This is a genomic window from Cobetia marina, assembly GCF_001720485.1.
Taxonomy (GTDB): domain Bacteria; phylum Pseudomonadota; class Gammaproteobacteria; order Pseudomonadales; family Halomonadaceae; genus Cobetia; species Cobetia marina.
Genome location: NZ_CP017114.1, coordinates 2,477,860 through 2,503,426, shown reverse-complemented (window position 1 = coordinate 2,503,426; position 25,567 = coordinate 2,477,860). Strand labels below are relative to the sequence as shown.

Sequence of the window (25,567 nt, the reverse complement as noted above, 5' to 3'; positions counted from 1 at the left end):
TTCACAGCTCCTGGCGGGCAGACTTGGGATCAAAGAAGGGCAGTGCCACGACCTCGGCCTGGACCAGTACGTCGCCCTGGGTGCGGATGGTGATCTTGCTGCCGGGCGTACTGCTGTCGATTCCGGCGTAGGCCAGGCCGATGATGGCACCCAGCGTCGCGCTGTATTCACACGAGGTCACGTTGCCGGTGATATCGCCACCGGGCTTGGCGGCGTCGGCGCTCTGTTCCCCGCCGCTGAGCACCAGCTGACCTTCCAGCGGTTGCGGGCTGTCCTTGGGCAGCATGAAGCCGACCAGCTTGCGGGTCTGGGGCTGGGCGGCAAGAATCTCGATCGCACGACGGCCGACACAGAAGGGCTTCTTGTGGCTGACTGCCCACTCAAGGCCGATCTCGCCGGGATGGCTCATGCCATCGGTATCCTGACCGATGATGATGTGACCTTTCTCGAGACGCAGCAGACGCTGGGCCTCGACGCCGAAGGGGCGGATGTCGGCCTGCTCGCCTGCCAGCATCAGCAGGTCCCACAGCGCTTCGCCGAAACGGCTCGGCACGTGGATCTCGTAGCCCAGTTCACCGACGAAGCCGACCCGCAGCAGGCGGGCGGGAATCCTGCCCTGCGTGCCCAGCAATTCGGTCTCGAGATGGCCGGTGCGCAGCTCCAGATAGGGGAAGGCCTGGGGGCTCAGGTCGATGTCGCGACACACCTTGCTCAGCACCTCGCGGGCCTTGGGCCCGGCCAGATTGACGGCGCAGTAAGCGGCGGTGACGTTGGTGATATCGACATCGAGTCGCCACTGGGCATTCCACTTCAGCATCTGCTGGTAGACACGGTCCACGCCGCTGGTGGTGGCGGTGACATAGAAGTGTTCCTCACCGAGGCGGCACGAGACGCCATCGTCGATGATCACGCCTTGCTCGTTGGCCATGGTGGCGTAACGTGTGCGACCCACCGGCTGCTTGAGGAAGGCGAAGGTGTAGAGGCGGTTGAGCAGCTCGGCGGCATCCGGCCCGCGCAGCTCGATGCCACCGAGGGTCGAGACATCGATCAGGCCCACGCCGTTGCGCACGGCCAGCGCCTCGGTCTGCATGGCGTCATTGCGCTGCTCCGGGCGGCCATAGAAGGCCGGGCGCGCCCAGTGGCCGGCCGGCATCATGTTGGCACCGAGAGCTAGATGGCGCTGATGCATCGGTGTCTGGCGGTAGGGGTCGAAGCTGCGACCGGCCAGCAGCGGCAGCGGTTCGGCCACGAAGGGCGGGCGCGCGGTGGTCACGCCGGTCTCGCTGACGCTGCGCTGTGTGGCTTCGGCGACCAGACGCGCGGCCGGCAGTGCCGAGTGACGGCCCTGGGACGGACCCATGCCCAGTGTCGAGAAGCGCTTGACCAGCTGGATGTCGCGATAGCCATGGCGGGTGGCATTGAGGATGTCGCGAATCTGCAGGTCTTCATCCAGATCGACGAACTCCTTGCCCTTGGGGTGCGCGAACAGCGGCCAGCCATGCTGACGGAAGGGGCGTGACGGCGTGACGGCCGCAGGCTCATTCGCCTCAAGCGTGGCATCCACGACCTTGCCTGCCGCGGCAAGCCCGTTCAGGGCGGCGCTCGCGGCACGCTGACCATCGGCGATCACGTCCTTGAGGTGATAGAGGCCATTGGCGGAGCCTGCCATGTGCAAATGTTTCGGCAGGCCGCTGAGGCTGAAACGCGCATCGTCATCCAGATAGGAGAGCTTGGCGCCCGCCTGACAGGCCAGCTGGTAGACCGGCATGTAGCCCGCCGTCATGCAGACCAGATCACAGGGGATCACCTCTCCCTCGGTGGCCAGTTCGCCGCGCGCGATGATCTTGCGTACCTCGACGCCCGTGACGTGATGCAGCGACTTCTCCGCCTGCGCCTCGAAGATGGCGTGCTCGAGCTTCAGGGCGATGCCGCAGTGGCGCACCGCATCGGCAAGGCTTGCCTCATCGGGCTGGACGCGCATGTCGAGCAGGGCGACGATGTTGACGCCGTGCTCCATCAGGTCGAGTGCTGCCAGATAGCCATCATCGCTGCCGGTGATCACCACGCCCTGCTTGCCCGGACGCACACCGTAGTGCTGCATCAGGCGCTGGGCAGCGCTGGCGAGCATGATGCCCGGCAGGTCGTTGTTGCGAAATACCACCGGTTGATCGAAGGCGCCGCTGGCGAGAATGCATTCCTTGGCGCGCACCTTGTAGAGGCGCTTGCCGCGAATCACTGGCAGATAGTTGTCAGTAAACCAGGCATTGCAGGTCGCCTCGGTCATCACGTCGATGCGCGGATGCGCCGTGACGGCCGCGCTCAGCGTCTGCAGTGTCTGGTTGGCCTCAAGGCCTTCGGCGTCGAAGCGCGCATAGGTCAAGGCGCCGCCGAGCAGACGGCCCTGTTCGACCAGCAGCACGCTGGCGCCACCGTCAGCGGCTGCCAGCGCCGCGGCCATGCCAGCCGGGCCTGCGCCGACCACCACCACGTCATGAAACAGATAGGCCTTGTCGTGGTAGTCGCCGCGCACGTCCAGATTCAGCGTGCCCAGACCGGCCTTGCGGCGAATCAACGGTTCCCAGTACTTCCAGACGCCCTTGGGCTTGTAGAAGGCGCGGTAATAGAAGCCGACCGGCATGAACTTCGAGAACTTGCCCAGACGCATGTCGCGGTCATTGTCCAGGCTGCCATTCACGTTCTGAGCAGTGACCTGCAAGCCGCTGCTGATCTGGCGCTCATCGCCCAGCACGTTGGGCTCATCTGGCAATTGCACCAGGGTGTTGGCATCCTGGCCGGCAAAGGTCAGGGCGCCGCGCGGGCGGTGATACTTGAAGGAGCGCGACAGCAGCCAGCGGCCATTGGCGGCCAGGGCGCTGGCGATGGTGTCGCCGGCAAAGCCCTGGTAGCTCACACCATCGAAGCTGAAGGTCACCGGCGTGTCACGGTCGATCAGTCGGCCCAGCGGGGCCGGCAGACGTGCGCCTCGGGTCATGGGGACTCTGGCGTTCATGCGCGTTCTCCCGAGCTATCCGTGGTGTGCAGTGGAAACTCCACGCGCTGGGTGAAGCGCTCGGAGGGATCGAAGGTGCGCAGGATCTCGTCGGTCACGGTGTGACGCTCGGCGAGAAACCAGTAGCTGGAGGCGGCGTGCATCCACCATTCGGTGACGACACCGGCGGTGTTGTCGCTGAAGAAGACGTAGTCGGCCCACTCGCGATCACTGCAGGTATCGGGGTCTGGCATGTCGGCAAGCTCGCCGCCATACACGAATTCGCTGATATTTCGGGGCCCATTGAGTGGGCAGGGCATGATCTTCATCGCGGAAATCCTTGACCGTTGTTCTTGTACATCCAGCGTGGGGTGCGCATTCCCGGGCAGTCATCGAGCCTTGTAGGTCGAGCCGTCGCGAGGCATCAGTGGCTGGCGGCAGTCGCGCCCATCTCGTTGACCTGACGGAAGCGCGCGAAGCGTTCCAGCGCGAAGGGGGCGATCAGGTCCGGGGTCTTGCCGCCGGAGGCGACCAGTTCGGCCATGGTCTTGCCGCAGATCGGCGTCGCCTTGAAGCCCCAGGTGCCCCAGCCGGCGTCCAGGTAATAATTCTCGACGGGGCTCTCGCCCATGATCGGGCTGTAGTCCGGGGTCATGTCGGTTGTGCCTGCCCATTGGCGCATCAGGCGGGCCTGGGACAGGAAGGGGAACATCTCCAGCGCCGCGGCGATCAGGCTCTCCTTGAGGTCCAGCGTCGAGCGGGTGTTGTAGAGCGGGTAGGGGTCGGAGCCACCGCCGAACACCACCTCGCCACGGCTGGTCTGCTGCACGTAGCAGTGCAGGGCCGAGGAGCTGACCAGCGGATCGAGAAACGGCTTGAACGGTTGGGTGACCATCGCCTGCAGCGGGTAGCTGATGATGGGCATGGTGAAGCCGGCCTTACTGGCGAGCACTGAGCTGTGCCCGGCCACCGCCTGCACCACGCAGCCACATTGCACGGTGCCGCGATTGGTCTTCACCGCGCGGATCTTGCCGCCTTCGACCACGAGGTCCTGCACCTCGGTGAGCTGGTGGATCTCGACACCGCGCTTGGCGGCCTCCTTGGCGTATCCCCAGGCGACGGCATCGTGCCGCGCAGTGGCACCATCGATATGCCACAGGCCCGCCATGACGGGCAGGTGGCCGGGGTCCAGGTTCAGGCTCGGTACCAGCTCGCGGATCTGCTGGCGATCCAGCATCTCGGTGCGCCCACCGAAGTGGGTGTTGACCTCGGCGCGCTGGCGGAAGGCCCGCACGGTGGAGTCGGTATGCGCTAGGGTCAGTTGGCCGCGTTCCGAGTACATGATGTTGTAGTCGAACTCGTTGGACAGTCCCTGGAACATGCGCACCGATTCGCTGTAGAAGCGCACGCCTTCCGGGGTCAGATAGTTGGAGCGAATCACCGCGGTGTTGCGCGCGGTGTTGCCGCTGCCCAGGTAGGCCTTTTCCAGCACGGCGATATTGGTGATGCCGTGATACTTGGCCAGATAGTAGGCGGTGGCCAGGCCGTGTCCGCCGCCGCCGATGATGACCACGTCGTAGCGGGACTTCAGCTCCGTGGGCGGTGGGAGGTCGACTTCGGCCGGATACTCGGAGGACAGGCCGTACTTGAGCAGAGAAAAGGGCATCATTCACTCCCGGTACGCGCAGGCGTACCTCTAGTGGTTCAGGCCGACTGGCGACGCGCGGCAGTCAGGGTGTTGGCAAGCAGGCAGGCGATGGTCATCGGGCCGACGCCCCCCGGGACAGGCGTGATGGCACCCGCGATCTTGCTGACCGCAGCGAAGTCCACATCCCCGACCAGTCGCGTGCGCGCCTTGCCGGTGGGGCTTTGCTCGGCGGACTGCGCGATGCGATTGATGCCCACATCGATGACCACGGCGCCGGGCTTGATCCAGTCGGCGCCGATCATGTTCGGGCGCCCGACCGCGGCCACCACGATATCGGCCTGGCGGCAGAGTTCGGCGGGATTCTGGCTGCGTGAGTGCAGCTGGGTGACGCTGCAGTTGGCGGCCAGCAGCAGGCTGGCCATCGGCTTGCCGACGATGTTGGAGCGTCCGATGATCACCGCATGCAGGCCAGAAAGATCACCACCGCGCTCGGCAAAGGTGTCACGCAGCAGGCGCATGCAGCCGATGGGGGTGCAGGGCGCCAGGGCATCGGCCCCCTGCACCAGTGCGCCGACGTTCATGCGATGGAAGCCGTCGACGTCCTTGGCAGGGTCGATGGCCTCCAGCACCGCGTCTTCCTGGATATGCGACGGCAGCGGCAGCTGGACGAGAATGCCGTGCACATCAGCGTCGGCATTGAGCTTCGCTACCAGCGCCAGCAGCTCGGCCTCGCGGGTCTCGCTGGGCAGGATGTGCTCGAAGGACTGCATGCCACACTCGACGGTACGCTTGAGCTTGTTGCGCACATACACCTGACTTGCCGGGTCTTCGCCGACCAGCACGACGGCAAGCCCCGGTATCACGCCTTGCTGCGCGAGGCTTGCAACCTCTGCCGTGACTTCCTCCAGCAGTCGCGCCGAGGCGGCCTTGCCATCGATCACGGCGGCGGTGGGCTGTGCGAGTGTCTCGTCCGCGATCGCGGTGGGTGTCGCTTGGGTATTCATGACTGCGCTTCCTCCCTTGGGTGACGGCCGATGATTCACGCGTGGTCTGTCTTGAAGGCTTTTGTGACGCCTTGCTTGAAGACTTATTTGACGCCTTGTTTGAAGACTTATTTGACGCCTTACTTGAAAATCACGGTGCGATCATTGGCGAGGAAGACGCGGTGTTCGATGTGATAGCGCACGGCATTGGTCAGCGCCTGGGTCTCGGTATTGCGGCCGGCGGCGACCAGGTCATCCGGGGCGAAGTTGTGCTCGACCCGCTGTACGGCCTGATCGATGATCGGCCCTTCGTCGAGGTCTGCCGTGACGTAGTGGGCGGTGGCACCGATCAGCTTGACCCCGCGGGCGTGTGCCTGGTGGTAGGGCTTGGCGCCCTTGAAGCCCGGCAGGAAGGAGTGGTGGATGTTGATGGCGCGCCCGGCCAGCTTCTGGCACAGCTCATCGGAGAGAATCTGCATGTAGCGCGCCAGTACCACCAGCTGAGTGCCGGTTTCCTCGACGATGTCCATCAAGGCCGCTTCCTGGCGCGCCTTGGTGTCCTTGGTGATCGGCAGGTAGACGAAGCGGATGCCTTCGCGCTCGACCATCGGGCGCAGGTCCAGGTGGTTGGAGACGACCGCGGTGATCTGCATGTCCAGCTCACCCTTGCGATAGTGGTAGAGCAGATCATCCAGGCAATGGTCGAACTTGGAGACCATGATCAGCACCGGCATCTTGTCCTTGCCACCGTGGATCTGCCACTGCATCTCGAAGGGCGCCGCCACATCTTCAAAGGCCTGACGCATACGCTCGATATCGCCTTCGATGCCCGTGTTGAAACGGAAGCGTGCGCGCAGGAAGAACTGCCCCTTGTCCTCATCATCGTACTGCGCCAGCTCACTGATGTAGCACTCGTGAGTGGTCAGGAAGGTGGTGATGGCCGCCACGATGCCGGACGTCGCCGGGCAGCTGATGGTGAGGATGAAGTGATCGTCTGAGGTGCAGGTCGCGTGAGGCATTCTGGGCTCCGATGTCGGCAGAAAGGCATTGTTATTGTGATATGAAGAATCTCATTCACTGACGTGGTTTCGATTCGGTTATTTCCTGTCAGTGACTTAATTTTCTTCTCAAGTAAATAACAATGTTTTTCTGGCGCTGGGTCAAGCCTGATCGACGCGTCGACCGGTGTTAGTGTCCATGAAATGAAGACAATGATTCACTGATGAATTTTTACCGCTTTGGGGGATCGCGGAGCAGGGTAAAGCCATGAGGCGGGCGAGGGTGGGACAGGTGCCTGATGAGACACGCTCGTCTCGAGTTGGCTACAGCCTGCGAGCAACGTGAAAGGAATCGTCATATCCCGGTTGGGCAATTGCTGGCTGCAATATCAACACGTTAGTGTGCACTCATTGTATGCCTTGAGGTGTGACCTCTTGAGCCGGTATTCCTGCAAGACAATGAGGTAGACACGATGCGCACATTGACGATCGCGGCACTGATGGTGGCCAGCATGGCCGGTTCCAGCGTAGCGATGGCCGGCAACCCGGCTGATGATGGCCACGCTGCCAAGTCCCAGTACACCCAGCACAAGGACAGCGTCAGGACCTCTGCCCAATCCCACAAGGCGGCCGCTTCCGGGCAGGTGGCTGACAAGTCCTCTCACGTTGCCAGCAAGGCCCACGATGCCAAGTCCAAGGTGAGCGACAAGGCGAGCGATGCCAGGTCCAAGGCGAGCAACAAGGCGAGCGATACCAATTCCCGCTATCAGAAGAAGAACTATGCAGACGTGCTCAAGAACGAGCGCCACTGATGGCATGACGCTTTTGCTCGGCACGGCTTGAGTCGGGCAGTTGCCCGCTGTTGACAAGACCCCCTGAAGCCTCCGGTTGCAGGGGGTCTTTGCATGCCGGGCACGCTCCTTGAGATCCACGCCCGTCTGGCGCGGCAGGCGATGTGCCTCTGGTGTGCGTGATCAGACGCTGACGTCGCGTGTTTCATACGCTCACCTCGACAAGATGCAAGCATTCGTCAAGCGAGCCTGACTGGCTTGCGAACATAAATATCAAGGAGTTAGTGTGCCACCACCCTGTCTCCCTGGACCCTGGTCTTCAGGTCAGGAAGGGGACAATTCGCGAGTAGAGAGGAGTAGGTACGATGCGCAGGATGACGATTGCAGCACTCATGGTAATGGGCATGGCTGGCTCCTCAGTGGCAATGGCAAATTCCTACACTGATGCGGCGAAGGACAGTGCCAAGTCCCAGTACACCACAGCCAAGGACAACGCCAGTTCCAAGGTGACTTCCCGGACTGACAGTGCCACTTCCAAGGTCAGCTCTGCCAAGCACAAGGCAAGTGACAAGGCCAGCTCTGCCAAGCACAAGGCAAGTGACAAGGCCAGCTCTGCCAAGGCCAAGACAAGTGACAAGGTCAGCTCTGCCAAGACCAAGGCAAGTGACAAGGTCAGCTCTGCCAAGTCCACCAAGTCCAGCTACGAAGACAAGTTCAAGTGATCTGATCCCCCTGGATTCGGGGGAGTCATGTGACACCCAGTCCCCGTCAGCCTCAGGCTGGCGGGGGCTTTTTCGTGGGGGGATCCCCAAGGCCGCGCAGGAGTCGTCTCTCGCCAGGAAGTGCGTTCTGCCCGGCACGCCATGAGGAGAATGGGCGAGCCGGACGGGCATTGGCAGATCAGTGGTCCGAAAAGGTCTCGACCAGATGCTGGGCGAAGGCCTGCACGCGGCGTGGTTGAGCGCGGGCGGGCGGGAACAGTAGCTGAAGCGGTGAGGGCGGAGCAGCGTGCTCCGGCAGCAGCTCCACGAGGCGACCCTCGCGCAAGTCATCCGCCACGTCGACTTCCGATTTCAGGGCGATACCAAACCCTTCCAGACACCATTGACGCACCAGCTCCCCATCATTGGCGATGCGATTGCCGCTGACGGTGACGATCTGTGGCACCTTGTGGTTGCCGAAGTGCCATTCATTGTCGAGGCTCTTGCCAAAGCGCATCACCAGACAGTTGTGTTGCTTGAGATCGGCCGGCGTCAGCGGTGCGGGGTGCTGCGCCAGATAGGCGGGAGAGGCACACAGCAGGCGGCGTTTCTGGCCCAGATGACGCACGCGCAGCGTGCTGTCCATGATGGTGCCGAAACGCAGCGCAAGATCGATCCCCTGACTGACGATATCGATGTAACTGTCCGACAGCAGCAGCTCTATCTCGATGGTGGGGTGCTGACGCTGAAATTCGGTGATGGCGCGTGACAGGGCGTTGCGACCCAGATCGCTCGGTGCGCTGATGCGAATTCGACCGGTGAGTGTCTGGGCGCCCAGGCGGATGCGGGTCTCAAGCTCCGAGACACTGTCGAGCAGACCACGGGCTTCTTCCCTCAGCGTGCGGCCCTCTTCGGTCAGGCTGATGGCACGTGTGGTGCGGTTGAGCAGCACCACCCCGTAGTGCGCCTCAAGTGAAGCCAGACGCTCCGATACCGTCGTCGGCGACAGTCCCGTCTCGCGCCCCGCGGCGGTCAGGCTGCCTTTCTCGACGATGGTCAGAAACAGCGCGATGTTGTCCAGTAGCATTGTGCGGTTTTTCCGAATTATCTTTGCGAAAAGGTGATGTTTATACGGACAAGGCTTGTGACTAGGATGATCACATCGCTTGAGCAACTCAAGCCTTCCTGACACATCACGGAGTTCCTTCCATGTCCCAGTTGACCATCATCGCCAATATCCACGCCAAGCCGGACCAGATCGAGAAGGTCAAGGCGGCGCTTCTCAAGCTGGTGCCGATCACCCGCGCTGAAGAAGGCTGTCTCACTTACACCCTGCATCAGAACAACGAGAATCCGGCACATTTCACCTTTCACGAGAACTGGGTCTCGCGTGAGCTGTGGCAGCAGCACATGCAGGCACCGCATCTGGAAGAGTACGTGGCAGCGACAGAAGGCGCGGTCACTGAGTTCACCTTGCAAGAGATGACGGCTTTCGCCTGAGGTGTGGCCTCCGGGTGATAGGTGGTCCTGATATTCCACGCAGGCAATACAGGCTTGCTCGCCAGCTCATCGGCGCCGCGGCGCTCAAGGATCTCTCCCAGCTCTACATCGGCAATCCGCGTCTCAGTGAACTGGAAGATGAACTGCGTCGCCGTGCCTGATTCGTCTCATCTGATTCGTCACGCCTGAATCTCTACAACCCCCGGGCGATGACCACGTCATCGTCCAGTCTCTCTACCTCATCTTCATCGATCCTGCCGGCCCGGCGCACAGCGCCAACCGGCGGGCTAGGAGTCCCCATGCGTTTTTCTCGCCTCAAGACTGCCATCTTCATCGCCTCGCTGGGCGTCAGCGCTGCCTCTGCCGTGCAGGCTGATGCCACAACGGCTGAAGCCTCCGCCGACAACCACCAGAGCGCCGCAGCCAGTGCCTGGAGCCACGCGACCCTCAGTACCTTTGCCGAGTATTCGGACACCCGCCCCGGCAACATCACCTTCACGCCGGAAGGCCGCCTGATCATGTCCCAGCAGCCACTCGATGCTCCGGCACTGCGCGTGGTCGAGATCACCCAGGACGGCAAGCGTGTGCCATTCCCGACCCTGGATTGGGCCGATGGCCCGGCAGAAGGCGAGGTCGGCATCGCGTCAATCATCGGCGTACATTCCGACCGTCAGGGCGTGGTATGGATGCTCGACATGGGCAGTCAGGACAGTGCGCCCAAGCTGGTGGGCTGGGATACCCGCAGTGATTCGCTCAAGAAGGTGATCCCGCTTGGGGGAGACAGCGTGCTGCCGATCTCCTTCCTGCAGGATTTCGTCATCGATGAAAGGCGCGGCAAGATCTATATCGCGGACATGACCTTCACTGCCCCCGCCTCCCACATGAAACCGGCCTTCGTGGTGGTGGATATCGCCAGTGGCAAGACGCGCCGTGTGCTGCAGAGCGATGAAAGGCTGATGCCGGTGGCGCATGACATGGTCATCAATGGGCGTCTGATGGCGGCCAAGGGCGATGGTGATGGCGAGGGAGAGCAGAGTGGCGAGCCGAAGCCCTGGTACCTGGGCTTGAACGCCATCGCCTTCGATCCGGAAGATGACGTCGTCTATTTCGGTGGCGTGAACGGCAGTGAGATCTATCGCCTGCCAGCGGCTGAGCTGGCCGATGACACTGCCACGCAGGCGGAACTGGCTCGCGCCATCACGCCTTACGCCGCCAAGCGCCCCAATGATGGCTTCATCTTCGATGCCAAGCGCGGCGGCATCATCGCCGGTGACGCGGAGCACAATGCACTGACCTTCTCATCGCCGGAGGGCATGTCGGTGATCGCCCAGGATGACGAGCGTCTGCGCTGGCCGGATGGCTTCGCCTTCGCGCCCGATGGCAGCCTCTACCTCACCACCAATCAGCTGAATGCTCACCCGGCGCTCAATCAGGGTGTCGATGGCAGCGACAAGCCTTACTACCTGCTCAAGCTGACACCCGCCAACTGACAGGCTCTGCTTGCGGCAGGCGAAGGGCTTGTCTGGCCAGTCCTTCGCCCTGTCTTGCCTGTCAGCGTATTTCCCCAACGCAGGACGTGTCTGATGACCGTCCTGCGTTGTCGTCTCTTGCCTCTCGCCTCTCGCCTCTGTAGCCGACGACCCGCTGGCGTCTCCCTGGAGGCAACCCGCAAACTCGCTGCTCATTATCCGCTTTATCCGGATTAACTTTGCGGATATGGGTCGTTTTTACGCTCAGCCCATGGAGTTAGCATGGTGTCATCGCTTCATGGCAAAGCCATTCAGCGCTGCCGTGACTGACATGATCTTCAGGAGAGACTTTGATGAAAGCCATTGGTTACTTCGCTGCCGGTTCCATCGATCGTGATGATGCCCTGGTCGATATCGAATTGGACACACCGGTCGCGACCGGTCACGACCTGCTGGTCAAGGTTGCCGCTGTCTCGGTCAACCCGGTGGACTACAAGATCCGCGAGAGCCGCGAGCCGGCCGCAGGCGAAGCTGCCGTCATCGGCTGGGACGCCGTAGGGGAAGTCGTCGCCGTCGGTGACAAGGTCACTTCCTTCGCCGCAGGTGACAAGGTCTGGTATGCCGGCGATATCACCCGCGCCGGCACCAACAGCGAATTCCATCTGGTGGATGAGCGCATCGTCGGTCATGCGCCCAGGTCCGTTGAGGTCCATGAGGCGGCTGCGCTGCCGCTGACCACGCTGACCGGCTTCGAGATGCTCTTCGATCGCCTGCGTGTCACCGAGCCGGTACCCGGCGCTGCACGTGCCATCCTGATCATCGGCGGGGCCGGTGGCGTGGGCTCCATCACCATCCAGCTGCTGCGCGCACTGACGGATCTGACCATCATTGCCACCGCGTCACGTCCAGAAACCCAAGCGTGGGTCACGTCGCTGGGCGCGCATCACGTCATCGACCACAGCCAGCCGTTGCCGGCGCAGATCGAGGCATTGGGCATCGGTGCACCGGCCTTCGTGTTCTCGACCAATTTCTCCGAGCACTACGCACCGCAAGTGGCTGAGTTGATCGCGCCGCAGGGGCGTTTCGGCATGATCGATGATCCGCAGACCCTCGATGTGGTGCCGTTCAAGGGCAAGGCCGTGTCCATCCACTGGGAGCTGATGTTCACTCGCTCACTGTTCACCACCGCTGATATCGCGCGTCAGGGCGAGATCCTCACCAAGGTGGCGGGTCTGCTGGACACTGGCAAGATCACCTCCACGGCAACGGAGACCTTCGGCACCATCAATGCCGAAAATCTCAAGCGCGCACATGCCTTGCTGGAAAGCGGCAAGGCCAGGGGCAAGATCGTGCTTGAAGGCTTCTGATCGAACCCACTGCTGAGGCGGTGACGTGAAAGGCGTGCGGCCGGGCAACCGGTCGCACGCCTGTGTCCGGGAGAGGGGCTGCCAATATCCTGGTCAGCGACGAGCGACGAGCGACGAGCGCCGGGCATCGCTGGCGCATGAAGGCGCGCAGGCCATCGTACACGGCAACCCTTGGCTCCCTGACCGCCTCACGGGGTGAGTCGAGACAGTGGCGGCAGTACGTTGCCGAGATCCCGGGGATCACCTCTCATCTGGGTCAGATGGGCGATATCTGGCGTCAAGTGCTTGTCAGGCATATAAAAGATCGTTCCGATGAGAGTTATCCGACCGCACATTGCGCTGCTGACGCGTTATGCTGAGAGGGGAGAACAGGGGGCCTGACACATCGCTTCCCGGGACCACTCATGGTTGTCTGAGCCGGGCTCAGGGCGCCAGAGGCATACAGCCTGACGAGGAGACAAGACATGAACAGGTGGTCATTGACGGGGCTGACTCTGGCGTTGGCGTTGTTGGGTGCCTCGGTGGTGCAGGCCGAGGCCGCGGATGACGGCAAGAGTCATGAAGAGCAGCTCAAGAAGAAGCACGAAGCGCTAGAAGGGCAGGCCAAGGCTGAACGCGTTCAGGCCGAGCAGATGCATGAGCTGAAGCAGATTCAGAAACAACGCCAGGCTGCAGAAGCGCAGGCGGACAAGGCGGTTGCGGACAAGGCTGTCCCGACCAAGGCCGTTGCGGACAAGGCCGCCCCGGAGACTCCTCCGGCAGGAAAGTCCGATACGAAGGCAGCGTCACCTGGGCCCCTGCTCAGACGTGGCGGTCAGTTGCCCGATACCTTGGCGTCTGACAAGGCGCTCTGGGTGGAGGACTGGCAGCGACATCAGCTACCCGAACCTGGCGAAGGTCAGCGCTGGCTCCAGCTTCGCAGCGGATTCGTCCTGACGGATATTCAGAGCGGCACCATTGAAGAGATACTGCTTGGGCCGTGAACCGCACTTCTGACATGACACCCGTGACAGGATCTCGTCGTGTTTCGTGGTACCTCTGTCGGTAAGTCGCGACATATGTGGGTATCTTGGCGACAACTTCGGTCACATTGTCGGGAAACGTGAAGAAATCTGCGCAGACTTGCAGAGTGCAGCGTAAGTCATCAGAATTAGGGAACAGTGTTTTCTAATTCCCGGTGTTGAACGTGCCCGGGCATGACGAGGAGATCGAAGATGCGCAACCGCACCCTGACAGTCTGCAGCATGGTGATTGCCCTGATGAGCGCCTCCGTCGCGCAGGCGGCTCCTGATGATCGTGATGATCGTGGGCAAGGCCAGCATCAGCAGCAACGCAAGCACTCTCAAGGCAATCAGCAAGGTAATCAGCAAGGCAATCAGCAAGGCAGCCATCAAGGCAACCAGCAAGGTCAGAAGCACCAGGCCAAGCAGCAACATGCAGCGCAAGGACACGGCAAGGCCCGTGCGGGGCATCATTCCGCTGGGCCCCAGCACTGGAAGCGGGGCGACCACGTCTCGCGCGATTATTACGGCAACAAGCGTTACTGGGTAAGTGACTGGAAGGCACACCACCTGTCCCGGCCGCCGGAAGGGCATCGCTGGCTGAATGTGGATGGCCGCTACGTTCTGACGGCCGTCGCGACCGGTGTGATCACGGCGATCATTTTCAATCAGTGATGCCGCCTGGGCTGACAGTCCATTGACCACGCCATGGCATCGCACAATGAAAACCGTGTCATCAGAACCGTGTCATGAAAAAGGGGCCTCCAGATGGAGGCCCCTTTTTTCGTCTTGCAGTCAGCCGGGACAGCATCATCGGGCCAGCAGTGTCTCCAGCGCCTGGGCGACGCGCAGCAGCGCCACATCCTGACCCTGAGGGCGTGACAGCATCAGGCCCAGCGGTTCCTCGTTCTGTGGTGCCGGCGCGGGAATCGAGATCGAGCTGGCATCCAGATAGTTGAAGACGCTGGTGTTGCGCAGCGCACGCTTGTTGAGCTGGGCAAACAGCGCGCCATCCTGCTCCAGCAGGTCACGACGCGGGGCGCGCATGGCCACGGTCGGCATCAGCACCGCATCGACATCCTGCACCTGCTGAGCGAAGCGTTGCTGGATGGCGGTGCGCGGCCACAGGCGTGCCAGATACTCGCTGGCCGTGATGTCACGCCCGCCATTCAGGCGTTCGGCGATCAGCGGATCATACTGATCTTCATGGGCAGCCAGCAGTTCGTGATGCACGGCGGCCGCTTCCGGAATGACCAGGCCGCCGCGCTGATTGATGGCGTAAGCGGCCTCGATGGCCTCGACCGGCGCACGCTGGAGGCGAACACCCAGCCCCTCGAGTCGTTCCAGCAGGGCGGCGAAGTCGGCGGCTACATCGGCGTCCACTTCACTGACCAGCTCGCTCTCCGGCACCAGCAGCGTCAGCGGGCGGGTAAGGGGTGTCGGGTCAGCGACCTCACCGCTCAGGACTTCCCACAGCGTGCGACAGCAGGCAACGCTGGGCGCGATGGGGCCGATGCAGTCCAGGCTCGGTGACAGCGGGAAGGCGCCATCTCCCGGCACGCTGGCCTGTGACGGCTTGAAGCCCGTCAGCCCACAGAAGGCCGCCGGAATCCGCAGCGAGCCGCCGGTATCGCTGCCCAGGGTCGCCGCAGCCAGCCCGAAGGCGACGGAGGCCGCCCCGCCGGAGGTCGAACCGCCGGTGATGCGCTCGCCATCGAAGGGGTTGGGCGGCGTGCCGACGTGCGGGTTGAGGCCCAGGCCAGAAAACGCGAACTCGCTCATGCTGGTGCGGCCGGCATGCAGGATGCCGGCGGCTTTCAGGCGGCTCAGCGCCGGAGCGTCCTGGTCGGCTGGGTGACTCTCTGCCAGTGCGCGAGAGCCTGCCAGAGTCGTCATGCCGGCCTCATCGAAGAGATCCTTGATCGAGACAGGGACCCCTCCCAGCGGCAACGACGTCGCAGCTGCCTTGAGTTGCTGCTGGGCCGCTGCCTGCGCGCTCATGCCAGCATCATCGCGGCTGATGATGCTGTGGCTGGCGGTCTCGCCCAGGGCCTGATGGCGCTCGGCAAGCACCGTGGCAGTCTGCTCGGGACCGAAACTGCCTGCCTGATAGGCGGCCAGCAGCTGCGTCAACGTACGCTGGCGGGGCGAGCGCGCCCAGAATTCACGGGCGTTGTCCATCTTCACGCGCTCAGCGCTCATGCCTTCATCACTCATGCCACCACCTCAAGTTCTTCCACCTCGTAACGGTGCTCGATGCGACGACCCGTCTGCGGGTCGATCAGGCGCATGGTAAAGCTCGGGCTGGGGCGGATGCCACCGATCGCCGGCACGGTACCGCACAGCAGCACGCTGTTTGGGGCCAGGCGGCTATCCTTGGCGATGGCGGCGGGCAGGCGCTCCATCAGGGTGGCGACCGGCAGCAGCTCGGCGAGGGTGCCCTGCTGGTAGCGCACGGTCTTGCCGGCGTCCTCGATCTCGCTTTCGATCTCGAGGCTGTCCCAGTGGTCGATGACCTCACTGAGCTTCCAGGCATGGCGGGCAATCGGCTTGGCGCACAGCTGCTTGGATTCGGCGACGCCGACGGCTTCGAGCTTGCGGTCGGTGTGATCCGAGGCAATCGTCACCCAAAGGGTGCCCTCGGCGTCGCTGACCAGACAGGTCTCGACCTCACCGGAGCCCTCGCCGCCGAGCATCGCGACCTGAGAGGCCTGGGTCAGGGTCTCGCGGCTCACGCGGTAGAACAGCGGAGTCTGGGAGGGCGGTGCCACACCCAGCAGCTTGAGCTCGTCGATATGGTGCTGCACGCCCGCCTGGTCGCGTCCGGCCCAGCCGGCAATCGCGACGCGCTGGATATCAAGGGTGAATTCGCCGTTGTCATGGGTAAAGGTCAGCATGGTTTATCGCTCCGTTATCGGGGTTGTCGTTGTTCTTTGAAAAATTCTTGAATGAACGGTGTGGCGCCAATGACACCTGCCGGCGTGCCAGCAGGTGCCACACAAAAGCGGCTTTACAGCGCCGAAGGCAGCCACAGCGCGATCTGCGGGAAGGCCACCAGCAGCGCTGCCATCACCAGCATCGCGCCCAGATACGGCAGGGTGCCGATGATGACGTCCGCGAAGGCTTCGCCACGCCGTGAGGCCTGCACGATGTAGAGATTCAAGCCGACTGGCGGGGTGATCAGCGCCAGCTCGACGAACAGGATCATCACGATGCCGAACCACACCTTGTCGTAACCGGCCGCGACGATCAGCGGGGTGACGATGGGAATGGTGATGACCATCAGCGACAGGGTCTCGATGAAGAAGCCGAGCACGATGAACAGCGCGATCACCGCCATCAGCAGCGCGAAGGGACCCAGGTCATAGGCTTCGAGCAGGCCGGTGACCTGCTGGACCATGCCGGAGGAGGCCAGCGCGAAGTTGAGGAAGGAGGCCGCCATGATGATGAACAGGATCATCGAGGTGGTCTTGACGGTGCCGTCCAGCGCGCGGCTGATCATCGACAGGTTCAGCGAGCGGTTGATGGCGGCGAGGCCCAGTGAGGCCAGCACGCCGATGGCGGCGGCTTCGGTGGGCGTCGCCCAGCCCAGATAGATGGAGCCGACGATGACGATGAACAGCACCAGCAGCGGCAGCAGGAACGACAGGCTCTTGAGGCGGGTGCTCCAGCTCGCGCTCTTGCGCGGGCCGCCCAGTGATGGCTTCCAGACACACAGCAGCAGCGAGGCCAGCATGAACAGCGCCGCCAGGCCGAGGCCCGGAACCAGGCCGGCCATGAACAGCTTCGGGATGGAGGTCTCGGTCAGGAAGCCATAGACGATCAGGTTGATCGACGGCGGGATCAGGATGCCGAGGGTGCCGCCCGCGGCGATGCTGCCGCAGAACAGCTTGGGGTCGTAGCCGAGCTTCTTGCCCTGGGGGAGCGCCACGGTCGAGACCGTCGCCGCTGTGGCTACCGAGGAGCCGGAGGTCGCCGAGAACAGTGCCGAGGTGGTGATGTTGGCGTGCAGCAGGCCGCCCGGCAGCCACGACAGCCAGTGGTCCATGGCGCGGTAGGCCTTCTCGGCGATGCCGGCGCGCACGATGATCTCGCCCATCAGCACGAACAACGGAATCGCGATCAGCAGGAAGGAGTCCGCGGCAGACCACAGGTTCTGGCCCAGCGCCTTGGTCAGCGGGAAGAAGGAATAGAACTGGTCGATCCCGAAGGCGAGCAGGAAGAGGGTGACCGCAACGGGAATGCCGGCCAGCAGCAGGGTGAGGATACCCACCGAAAGAAAGCCCAACATCAGCGAGTCTCCTTGGTCGTGGAGGCAGCCTGGGCCAGAGCCCCTTCGCTTTCTCCGTGATCGGGGCCGGCCAGTGTCTCGAGCGTGGTGGTATCACGCAGACAGGCGGCAACGAGAACGCGCAGTCCCAGCACGCTGGTGGTGATCGCGAACCAGGCATAACCGGACAGCCACAGCAGCTGCGGAATCCACAGCGGTGTCGCCAGCGGGGTGTTGGCGGTGGAGCCGTTGCTCAACGACTTGCCGAGCACCGGCCAGGCATTGATCAGAATCACCCAGGCCACCAGGTTCAGCGCCAGCATCGCGAGGATATCCAGGGTGTGGCGCGAGAAGGCCGGCAGCTTGCCGTGCACGACATCGATACGGATGTGGGCGCGCTCCATCAGGGTGTGGGAAAGGCCCCACGCCGAGAGCATCGCCAGCACATACCCGGCATATTCGTGCACGCCGGGCAGCGGATGATTGAACAGTTGGCGCATCAGGATTTCGGCGCCGATGAAGACCACGACGGCCAGCAGCAACAGGCCCATCAGGCGTGCGGCGTGGCGTGATATCGCGCGTGTCAGTGACACGAGGACATCGAGTGCGTGAAGGAAGGAGTTCATGAGTCGGGTCCTGCTGGGGCGCTGAACGAAGGCCGCTTTCTCGAGAAAGCCTGCTTTTGAAAGCTTGCGCTTGAATACACAGGCGCGAGTCGTTCAGCGCTACGTCTCTGGGGAACATGTCTGCCACGTCGGGACAGGGCGGGGCTAATAGGCACCTGCTGGCGAACAGGCTTCGGTGAGCAGGTGCCGTTGGATCACTCCGCGCTAGCGGTCAGGCCGACGACCTTGCCGACGCTCTCGTTCCAGGTCTTGCGCGTCTCGGCATCGACACGCGCGGCCCAAGCAGGCAGGACGGTGTCTTCGAGCGCCGCACGAGCACGTTTGGCGTCGTCATCGCTGAAGTCGACCAGCGTCATGTCGGCACTCTTGCCCAGCGGGCAATCGCCTTCGCCGGTCAGACAGGCCACGCCACGCGCGGTCTCGCCACGCGCGTTTTCCCACACCGGCGCGGTGAACTCGCTGTCCACCTGTTGCTGGATCAGCGTCTGGCTATCAGCGCTCAGGCTCTGCCACTTGTCCTGATTGATGGCGGTGATCACGTAATCCCAGCCGCCCAGCGGCAGCGGCATCAGGTGGCTGGAGACTTCGTGCCAGCCGGCGCTGTAGCCGGAGAGCGAACCGGTGACGGCGCAGTCGATCACGCCACGTTCCAGGGAGCCCGGCACCTCGTTGAAGGCGATGTTGAGGCTCTGCGCGCCCAGCGCCTCGATGAACTCACCGGTGGAGCGGCCGCTGGCACGTACCTTCTTGTCCTTCAGACCATCGAGCCCTTCGATCGGGGTATTGCAGAACAGCACCTGGGCCGGATACGGCACGATCGCCAGCACATGGCTGTTGAAGCGCTTGTTCATGGCGGATTCGGCCAGTGGGCGGAAGGCTTCGGCCACCTTCTGGGCCTCCTCGGCCGTCGGGGCCATCATCGGCAGATCCAGACCTTCGAGTTCCGGCGCGTCCGACACGGTGTAATCCGCCACGGTCATGCCGACATCGAAGACGCCATCGCCCAGGTAGCGATAGACGTCGGAGCCGGGGATGCCCATCTGGTCGAAGGTGGTCACCTGGGTGCTGAGTTCACCGCTGCTGGCAGCTGGCAGCGTCTCGCTCCAGAAGGGCTTCTCGAACTGACGGTTGAGCTCCAGACTGCTCCAGCTGCCTACCACGTTGAGGGTGTCGGCAGCATTGGCGCTACCGGCAGCGGCGAGCGCGAGACCAAGGGCGGAGAGGGCAAAACGTGTCTTCATGGGAGTCACCATTGTTGTTGTGCATCTGGTGTTATCGAAAGAATCTGACGGTCTTGTCTGTTGCGGAGCAGGTCCGTGGCTCCCACAAGCGGTCATCCGTATTTGAGGCGATGATTGGGGATATCGGTGATCAGCATGTGGCCCGGACTGTGTGCGATGGCCAACGGCAGGCGCGCATTCTCCAGTGCCAGTTGCGGCGTGACGCCACAGGCCCAGAACACCGGCAGGTCGCCTGTCTCAAGCGTAGGTGCATCGCCGAAATCAGGGGTGTTGATATCGGAAATGCCGATCAAGGCGGGGTCACCCAGATGGACGGGCGCGCCGTGGACGCGGGGCATGTCGGTGGTGATCTGGATCGCGCGAATGGCATGCGCCGCCGACATCGAGCGCAGGGACACCACCAGGTTGCCGTGGAAACGACCGGCACTGATCAGCGGAATGTTGGTGCGATACATCGGCACGTTGCGCTTCAGGCGCGCATGGCGAACCTCGACGCCTTCGTTGAGCAGCGCCTCTTCAAACGAGAACGAGCAGCCGATGGAAAACGCCACGAAATCGTCCTGCCACAGGGCGGCGATATCCGTGCGCGTTTCTTCAAGCTTGCCGTGACGGTAGATGTGATAGGCGGGCAGGTCGTGGCGCAGGTCGATGTTCTCACCGAGCCCTGTCGGGGCGGGAGAACCGACGGCCGTGACATCCAGCAACGGGCAGGCCTTGGGATTGGCCTGGCAGAATTGCAGGAATTCGCCGGCAGCCTCGGCTGGCAGGATGATCAGGTTGGTCTGGGCAAAGCCTGCAGCGATACCGCTGGTGTGGCTGGCCCAATGACCGCTGCGGATCTGCTCGCGCGCCTCGCGGGGGGACGACGCGGCACTGAGAAGTGTCTGGGGCATCGTGGGGGCTTCTTGTGAAGTTGTTGTTGTCTGTCTTCACCATAAGAAGCACGCCCGGATAAATCCAATCGATTTTTATCGAGTCAAGCCATCGGAAATTCCTTTCATGTGGTGTGTGAAATGGCCCGTCGCAGGCCCGCGAGACGTGAGCGAGACAGGAAACGTGGGAGCAGGAACATGGGGAATGCGAGAGCGTCGTTGGCAGACAGCGATGCTCAGGACAGGCGTGAATGCGCCTCCTGATCCTGGCGGGCGATCTCGATGGCAAGCTCGCAGACCCCTTCGGCGAGGGCGCTTTCCATATGGGTCGGCCAGGAGGCGGTGAAGGTCAGTTCGGGGAGGTCGCAGGGCAGGCTGAGCAGGGTGCCCTGGCGGATTTCCTCGGCGACGATGCGCGGCGGGATGGCGCCGACGCCCAGGCCATCCAAGGTCATGCGCACGATGGTCCACAAGGAGCTTGAGCAATGCAGCTTCACGTCATCGAGTCCCATCTGATGCAGCAGCGAGCCAAGTTCATGGTGCGGCCGGCTGTTGCGGGCAAACGAGATCAGCGGCAGAGCATTCAGGCGTCGCAAGGAGAAGTTGTCTTCGGTGAAGCCAAGAGACGGGCTGGTCACGAAGCCCATCGTGTAGTTGCACAGAAAGCGGTTGAGCACGTTCTCCGCCGTGACCGGCCCCATCAGGAAGGCGAGATCGATATCGCCGGCGGTGAGCATGGCGGCAAGCCCCGGGGAGCTGTCGACCTCCAGTTCCAGGGTGAGATCCGGGTAGCGGCGCGCCAGTTCGGCCAGAAAGCCGGGCAGCCAGCTATGCGCCACGGTCTCCACGACGCCCAGTCGCAACACGCCCTGGAAGGGCGTGCTCAATGCCATCATGGACAGTGCTTTCTGGCGCGCTTCCAGCAGCGCCTCGGCGTGACGATAGAATTCGCGCCCCTTGAGAGTGGGCTGTACCGGTCGGCGAGTGCGCTCCAGCAGGCGGGTTTCCAGGGTGGTTTCCAGCTTGTTGATACGTTCGGAAATCGACGGCTGGGTCAGATGCAGATGCTGGGCAGCCAGTCGGAACGACCCCAGGCGGGTGATCCACACGAAGGCTTCCACTTCCTTGAAATCGAACATGGCCAGATCCTGTCGTGATTGATGCCGCAAGCTTGGGGCTCACATTACCATTCGTTGAGAAATTGCGTTCTCGATGGCGTGCATTCCGGTACGATGTGAAGCATCGAGAAATGTGTATTTTCAAGAAAGGAAATGATGATGCAGTCTAGCGTGCGAGTTGTCAGCCTTGTGATGCTGAGTGCCCTTGTCATGGCGGGGTGCAGTTATACACCGGCGCGGATCGATGCCGAACCCATCATCGAGATCGGTGATGGACATCATGATCACAAGCGTGGAGGTGGCAGCTTCTGTCCGCCGGGGCAGGCCAAGAAAGGCAACTGCTGATCACGTCGAACCACAAGGAGCCGCTCATGCGGCTCCTTTTTCGTTGTCGCTCGCTTCCTGATATGGGCCTCTGGAGTCGCTTGATCTGCAAGGATATCCTGAGTGATCCGAGTCTTGCCTCTTCCTCCACTGCTGCTGGCGGGTACCGTATTCCATGCTCAATCCCAAGGCGCTGACGGCGCTGAATGAAATCATCCGTCGCGGCTCACTGCGCCGTGCGGCACGGCACCTGAATCTCGACCCTTCCGCCGTCAGCCGCCAGATCAAGCAGCTGGAAGAAGAGGTGGGTGTCGCGCTGTGCGAGCGCAGCGAGACGGGCATGCGTGCGACCCAGGCCGGGGTGTTGCTGCTGGATCATTTCCATCGTCAGCAGGCGGCGGAGGCCGCAGCGCTCTCGCAGCTGAGTGCCCTGCAGGGGCTGCGTAGCGGTGAAGTGCGAATCGCGGTGGGCGAGGGCTTCATCGCCGATCTGATCTCGCTGCCCTTGCAGAGCTTCATGGCCCGCCATCCTGGCATCGAGGTGGTGGTGCGCATGGCGGGGGTGAATGAGGCGACCGAGCTGTTGCGCGACTTCGAGGTGGATATCGCGCTTCTCTACGCCCCGCCGGTAGACCCGATTCTCTGCTGTCATGTGGAGACCTGTCAGCCGTTGGATCTGATCGTGCCGGCGGCACATCCGCTGCTCGAGATCGGCAAGCCATTGACGCTCGCAAAGGTGGCGGATTGGCCACTGGCATTGATCGACGAGTGCACCGGCATGCGCCAGATGGTGAATCAGGCGGCGCAGCAGGAGCGGGTCTCGCTGCGCGCGCAATTGCGCACCAATTCTGTCTCGGTGCTCAAGAACTTCGTGAGATCAGGGATCGGTGTCACCTTCATGCCCGAGCTCAGCGTGGTGGAGGAGTTGCGGCGTGGCGATATCTGCCTGCTGCCGATGCAGCATCCGGCCTTGGCACAGACCCGCGCGCAGATGTGTACGCGGCGCGGGCGTGAGATGACGGTGGCCGTCGAGGCCTGCCTTACCCACCTGCAGCAGGGATTGCGGTTCTTCACCGCAGATGCGCCGCGACTGCTCGGCAAGTGACACCCGCTGGACAGCGCCGCGAGTGGGTCAATCCTCGGCGCATCCAGTCTTGACGGCTTCTCGTATCAGAGTCTGGGCATAGTGATATCTCACGACAACAACACCTGATGCGAGGATTTCCTCCGATGCTGAGCCCCCTCAAGACACTACTGGCGCTGGCAGCGCTTCCTTTCAGTCTGCAGGCCCAGGCCTATGAGATAGAACCTCTCGGAGAGGGGCTCTATCGCTTCATCGATGATCGCCATCGCTCCGTGTTCATGATCACCGATCAGGGCGCGCTGGTGACGGACCCGATGAATCACGCCGCAGCGAGCTGGTTGAACAACGAGATCAAGCAGCGCTTCGACACTCCGGTTCGCTATGTGGTGTATAGCCACAACCACAGTGATCACATCTATGGCGGCGAGGTCTTCGACACGCCGGATACCACCTTCATCGCGCACCGGCTGGCAGCTCAGGATATCGCCAGCACCCGGGCGAAGGCCGTACCGCCGGATCTCGTCTTCGAGGATGAAATGACCTTGCGACTGGGCGGCAAGGAAGTCCAGCTGCGCTATCACGGCCCGAATGACGGGCGCGGGTCGATCAGCATGTACTTCAAGGACCACGCCACGATGTTCGTGGTGGACTGGATCGTCATCGGACGCATGCCGTGGCAGAAGCTCTGGAGCTATGACATCCAGGGCATGATCAACTCGACGCGTGAAGTGCTGGAATATGACTTCGATACCTTCGTTGGCGGGCATGCCGAGACCGGTGATCACGCCGATGTCGAACGCTACCTGACCTATCTGGAGTCACTGTATTCCCAAGTGACGGAGGGCATTCTCGCCGGCAAGTCACTGGAGCAGATCCAGCAGGAGGTCGATCTCTCCGAGTACAGGGATCTGGCTCAGTATGAGGAGTGGGTCGGTCTCAACATCGAGGGCGTGCATGAGCGCCTGATGGAAGAGTCCGGCATGGGCTGGCGCAGTGATCTCAAGGGTGAGCATACCCACTGACGATGTAGCGCCTCGTTCAGCACGGCCTCGCCGTGTCGTTGAAATGGCCCCGAAAACTCCGGTTTTCGGGGCCATCCTGGTCTCTGGGTACGTCAGGTCTCTGGGTACGTCAGGTCTCTGGGTGCGTCAGGTCTCTGGGTGCGTCAGGTCTCTGGGTGCGTCAGGTCTTTGGATATGTCAGGTCTGTGGGAACGCCAAGCCAGAGATGGGCTTGTCAGGTCCAATGGGTGTGGACGAAAAAACAACACTCGCACGATTGATTAGTCTACAGCGACAACGCTACTTTCGACGTGTGAGGGTAACGCCCACTACCTGGCCGGCCACAGTGCCATATCCCCGGGACGGCGTTTCTCCCGCCGCATACCACCGATATCTACAAAAACAAAAGGGAATCCACATGTCCTTGTCCAAGACATCTCTGCTGCGCAAGACGCTTACCGGTTCCACTCTGGCGCTCAGCCTGCTGGCGGCCAGCGTGCAGGCCCAGACCATCAATCTCAGCTACAACGGCGCACCGGATGCCGACAAGAATGCCGTGCACGTCTTTGCCAGCAACCTGAAGACGCTGGTGGAAGAGAAGACCGATGGTGAGCTGGAGCTCAAGCTCTACCCCAACAGCATGTTGGGAGAGGAGCAGGAACGCATGGAGCAGGTCATCAGCGCACCGAGCCTGAACATCGCCTCCTTCGCGGGCATGGCCCCCATCGTGCCGGAAGTCTATGTCAGCGCCACGCCGTTCATGTTCGACGGCTTTGATGAGGCGCGTCGTTTCTTCGATGAAGGTCAGTACTGGCAGCAGGTGCAGCAACTGTTCAGTGAGCGCACCAATGGCGCCGAGATTCTGGCCGTCGTGGAGGAGGGGGGCTTTCTGGCGTTCACCAACGACAAGCGTCCGATCACCAGCCCCGATGACTTCGAGGGGCTTCGCTTCCGCGCGATGGACCCGAGCCAGGTAGCGCTCTATGAGGCCTTCGGCGCCTCGGGTACGCCGATTCCGTGGACGGAAGTCTACATGGCGCTGCGCACCGGGGTGGCGGATGGTCAGATGAACCCGCCTATGTACATCCTGCTGGGCAGTCTGCAGGAAGTGCAGAAGTACCTGACGCTGGCCAACATCCAATACTCGGATCAGTTCCTGGTCGCCAATGGTCAGCTGCTCGAGAGCCTGTCTGATGAAGAGCGCACCGCACTGCTCGAATCAGTCAAGGAAGCCAATGCTCAGGCCCGTCAGGACAACCAGAGCCAGGTCGAGTCACGCATCGCCTTGCTTGAAGAGCAGGGCATGCAAGTGATCCGCCCGAGCGAGGCAGACCTCGAGGCGTTTCGCAGCAAGGGCCAGCCGGCCTACCTCGAGTGGCTCAAGAGTCAGGACATCGCACCAGAGCTGATCGATACCGCGATGAAGGATGCCGGTCTCTCTTCATGAGGGGCATGTGAGGCGCGCGGTTTCCACAGCGCTCAAGTGCCCAGGCGTGACTCGACGTCAACGCCTCTCGACGTCAGCGCCTCTCGACGTGAGAGAGCCCTGGGCCTGATGAGCTGATGGTGCAGTTCCCCCGTTGC

The 25,567-nt window shown here is 62.5% G+C and carries 24 protein-coding genes; 11 read left to right on the top strand and 13 right to left on the bottom strand.

Annotated features, from left to right (window positions below):
- Position 1: 1 nt before the first annotated feature.
- From BFX80_RS10570 to purU, 5 genes are all read right to left on the bottom strand, one after another.
- Complete coding sequence (locus BFX80_RS10570; protein ID WP_240499540.1) at positions 2 to 3,010, bottom strand: 2Fe-2S iron-sulfur cluster-binding protein; 3,009 nt, start codon at positions 3,008 to 3,010, stop codon at positions 2 to 4.
- Positions 3,007 to 3,318 (bottom strand): sarcosine oxidase subunit delta, encoded by a 312-nt coding sequence (locus BFX80_RS10565; RefSeq protein WP_054555966.1) that lies wholly within the window; start codon positions 3,316 to 3,318, stop codon positions 3,007 to 3,009. Before BFX80_RS10565 ends, BFX80_RS10570 begins: the two co-directional genes overlap by 4 nt.
- Positions 3,319 to 3,413: 95 nt before the next feature.
- Positions 3,414 to 4,655 carry an FAD-dependent oxidoreductase gene (locus tag BFX80_RS10560; protein ID WP_084208837.1) on the bottom strand — a complete coding sequence of 414 codons (1,242 nt, stop codon included), beginning with the start codon at positions 4,653 to 4,655 and terminating at the stop codon, positions 3,414 to 3,416.
- Between the two features lie 38 nt (positions 4,656 to 4,693).
- Positions 4,694 to 5,641 carry a bifunctional methylenetetrahydrofolate dehydrogenase/methenyltetrahydrofolate cyclohydrolase FolD gene (gene folD, locus BFX80_RS10555; protein WP_084208836.1) on the bottom strand — a complete coding sequence of 316 codons (948 nt, stop codon included), beginning with the start codon at positions 5,639 to 5,641 and terminating at the stop codon, positions 4,694 to 4,696.
- Positions 5,642 to 5,760: 119 nt separating this feature from the next.
- Positions 5,761 to 6,639 (bottom strand): formyltetrahydrofolate deformylase, encoded by an 879-nt coding sequence (gene purU / locus BFX80_RS10550; protein ID WP_077377058.1) that lies wholly within the window; start codon positions 6,637 to 6,639, stop codon positions 5,761 to 5,763.
- Positions 6,640 to 7,091: 452 nt separating this feature from the next.
- Here purU and BFX80_RS10545 point away from each other — a divergent pair, with 452 nt between their 5' ends.
- On the top strand, positions 7,092 to 7,430 hold the full coding sequence (locus BFX80_RS10545) for a hypothetical protein (RefSeq protein WP_084208835.1): 339 nt from the start codon (positions 7,092 to 7,094) through the stop codon (positions 7,428 to 7,430).
- Positions 7,431 to 7,813: 383 nt separating this feature from the next.
- Positions 7,814 to 8,131 carry a hypothetical protein gene (locus BFX80_RS10540; protein ID WP_157109476.1) on the top strand — a complete coding sequence of 106 codons (318 nt, stop codon included), beginning with the start codon at positions 7,814 to 7,816 and terminating at the stop codon, positions 8,129 to 8,131.
- A gap of 178 nt (positions 8,132 to 8,309) precedes the next feature.
- Here BFX80_RS10540 and BFX80_RS10535 read toward each other — a convergent pair whose 3' ends face one another.
- Entirely contained in the window at positions 8,310 to 9,197 is an 888-nt protein-coding gene (locus tag BFX80_RS10535) for a LysR family transcriptional regulator (protein WP_084208833.1), read from the bottom strand.
- A gap of 122 nt (positions 9,198 to 9,319) precedes the next feature.
- Here BFX80_RS10535 and BFX80_RS10530 point away from each other — a divergent pair, with 122 nt between their 5' ends.
- From BFX80_RS10530 to BFX80_RS10510, 6 genes are all read left to right on the top strand, one after another.
- Positions 9,320 to 9,610 carry a putative quinol monooxygenase gene (locus BFX80_RS10530; RefSeq protein ID WP_024952318.1) on the top strand — a complete coding sequence of 97 codons (291 nt, stop codon included), beginning with the start codon at positions 9,320 to 9,322 and terminating at the stop codon, positions 9,608 to 9,610.
- A 14-nt stretch (positions 9,611 to 9,624) separates the two neighbouring features.
- On the top strand, positions 9,625 to 9,771 hold the full coding sequence (locus tag BFX80_RS17855; protein WP_181013924.1) for a hypothetical protein: 147 nt from the start codon (positions 9,625 to 9,627) through the stop codon (positions 9,769 to 9,771).
- Between the two features lie 138 nt (positions 9,772 to 9,909).
- Positions 9,910 to 11,100, top strand: a complete 1,191-nt coding sequence (locus BFX80_RS10525) for an L-dopachrome tautomerase-related protein (RefSeq protein ID WP_084208832.1) — start codon at positions 9,910 to 9,912, stop codon at positions 11,098 to 11,100.
- 332 nt (positions 11,101 to 11,432) lie between these two features.
- Positions 11,433 to 12,446, top strand: coding sequence for a zinc-binding alcohol dehydrogenase family protein (locus BFX80_RS10520; protein ID WP_084208831.1), 1,014 nt, complete (start codon positions 11,433 to 11,435; stop codon positions 12,444 to 12,446).
- A 464-nt stretch (positions 12,447 to 12,910) separates the two neighbouring features.
- The gene (locus BFX80_RS10515) at positions 12,911 to 13,429 is read left to right on the top strand and encodes an RcnB family protein (protein ID WP_084208830.1); all 519 of its coding nucleotides are present in this window, start codon (positions 12,911 to 12,913) and stop codon (positions 13,427 to 13,429) included.
- Between the two features lie 231 nt (positions 13,430 to 13,660).
- A complete protein-coding gene (locus BFX80_RS10510) occupies positions 13,661 to 14,122 on the top strand; it encodes an RcnB family protein (RefSeq protein ID WP_167593022.1) in 462 nt (153 codons plus the stop codon).
- A gap of 135 nt (positions 14,123 to 14,257) precedes the next feature.
- Here the strand turns inward: BFX80_RS10510 and BFX80_RS10505 are convergent, their stop codons facing one another.
- The 7 genes from BFX80_RS10505 to BFX80_RS10475 all read right to left on the bottom strand — a co-directional run bounded on the left by BFX80_RS10505 (position 14,258) and on the right by BFX80_RS10475 (position 21,595).
- Positions 14,258 to 15,664, bottom strand: a complete 1,407-nt coding sequence (locus tag BFX80_RS10505; protein ID WP_157109475.1) for an amidase — start codon at positions 15,662 to 15,664, stop codon at positions 14,258 to 14,260.
- The gene (locus BFX80_RS10500; protein ID WP_084208828.1) at positions 15,661 to 16,344 is read right to left on the bottom strand and encodes a DUF2848 domain-containing protein; all 684 of its coding nucleotides are present in this window, start codon (positions 16,342 to 16,344) and stop codon (positions 15,661 to 15,663) included. The genes BFX80_RS10505 and BFX80_RS10500 overlap by 4 nt, the downstream gene beginning before the upstream one ends.
- Before the next feature lie 113 nt (positions 16,345 to 16,457).
- Positions 16,458 to 17,738, bottom strand: coding sequence for a TRAP transporter large permease (locus tag BFX80_RS10495; protein WP_077377031.1), 1,281 nt, complete (start codon positions 17,736 to 17,738; stop codon positions 16,458 to 16,460).
- Entirely contained in the window at positions 17,738 to 18,343 is a 606-nt protein-coding gene (locus BFX80_RS10490) for a TRAP transporter small permease subunit (RefSeq protein ID WP_054555982.1), read from the bottom strand. The genes BFX80_RS10495 and BFX80_RS10490 overlap by 1 nt, the downstream gene beginning before the upstream one ends.
- A gap of 194 nt (positions 18,344 to 18,537) precedes the next feature.
- On the bottom strand, positions 18,538 to 19,584 hold the full coding sequence (locus BFX80_RS10485) for a TRAP transporter substrate-binding protein (RefSeq protein ID WP_127735654.1): 1,047 nt from the start codon (positions 19,582 to 19,584) through the stop codon (positions 18,538 to 18,540).
- A gap of 92 nt (positions 19,585 to 19,676) precedes the next feature.
- On the bottom strand, positions 19,677 to 20,477 hold the full coding sequence (locus tag BFX80_RS10480; RefSeq protein WP_084208826.1) for a putative hydro-lyase: 801 nt from the start codon (positions 20,475 to 20,477) through the stop codon (positions 19,677 to 19,679).
- Between the two features lie 215 nt (positions 20,478 to 20,692).
- Positions 20,693 to 21,595 (bottom strand): LysR family transcriptional regulator, encoded by a 903-nt coding sequence (locus BFX80_RS10475; protein WP_084208825.1) that lies wholly within the window; start codon positions 21,593 to 21,595, stop codon positions 20,693 to 20,695.
- Positions 21,596 to 22,073: 478 nt separating this feature from the next.
- On the opposite strand from BFX80_RS10475, the gene BFX80_RS10465 reads away from it, so the two are divergent.
- The 3 genes from BFX80_RS10465 (at position 22,074) to dctP (ending at position 25,430) form a co-directional block, all read left to right on the top strand.
- The gene (locus BFX80_RS10465; protein ID WP_084208823.1) at positions 22,074 to 23,003 is read left to right on the top strand and encodes a LysR family transcriptional regulator; all 930 of its coding nucleotides are present in this window, start codon (positions 22,074 to 22,076) and stop codon (positions 23,001 to 23,003) included.
- Between the two features lie 125 nt (positions 23,004 to 23,128).
- Positions 23,129 to 24,004 (top strand): MBL fold metallo-hydrolase, encoded by an 876-nt coding sequence (locus BFX80_RS10460; protein WP_084208822.1) that lies wholly within the window; start codon positions 23,129 to 23,131, stop codon positions 24,002 to 24,004.
- A gap of 397 nt (positions 24,005 to 24,401) precedes the next feature.
- Positions 24,402 to 25,430: a TRAP transporter substrate-binding protein DctP gene (dctP, locus tag BFX80_RS10455; protein ID WP_077377013.1), complete on the top strand. Its 1,029-nt coding sequence runs from the start codon at positions 24,402 to 24,404 to the stop codon at positions 25,428 to 25,430.
- The last annotated feature ends 137 nt before the right edge of the window (positions 25,431 to 25,567 follow it).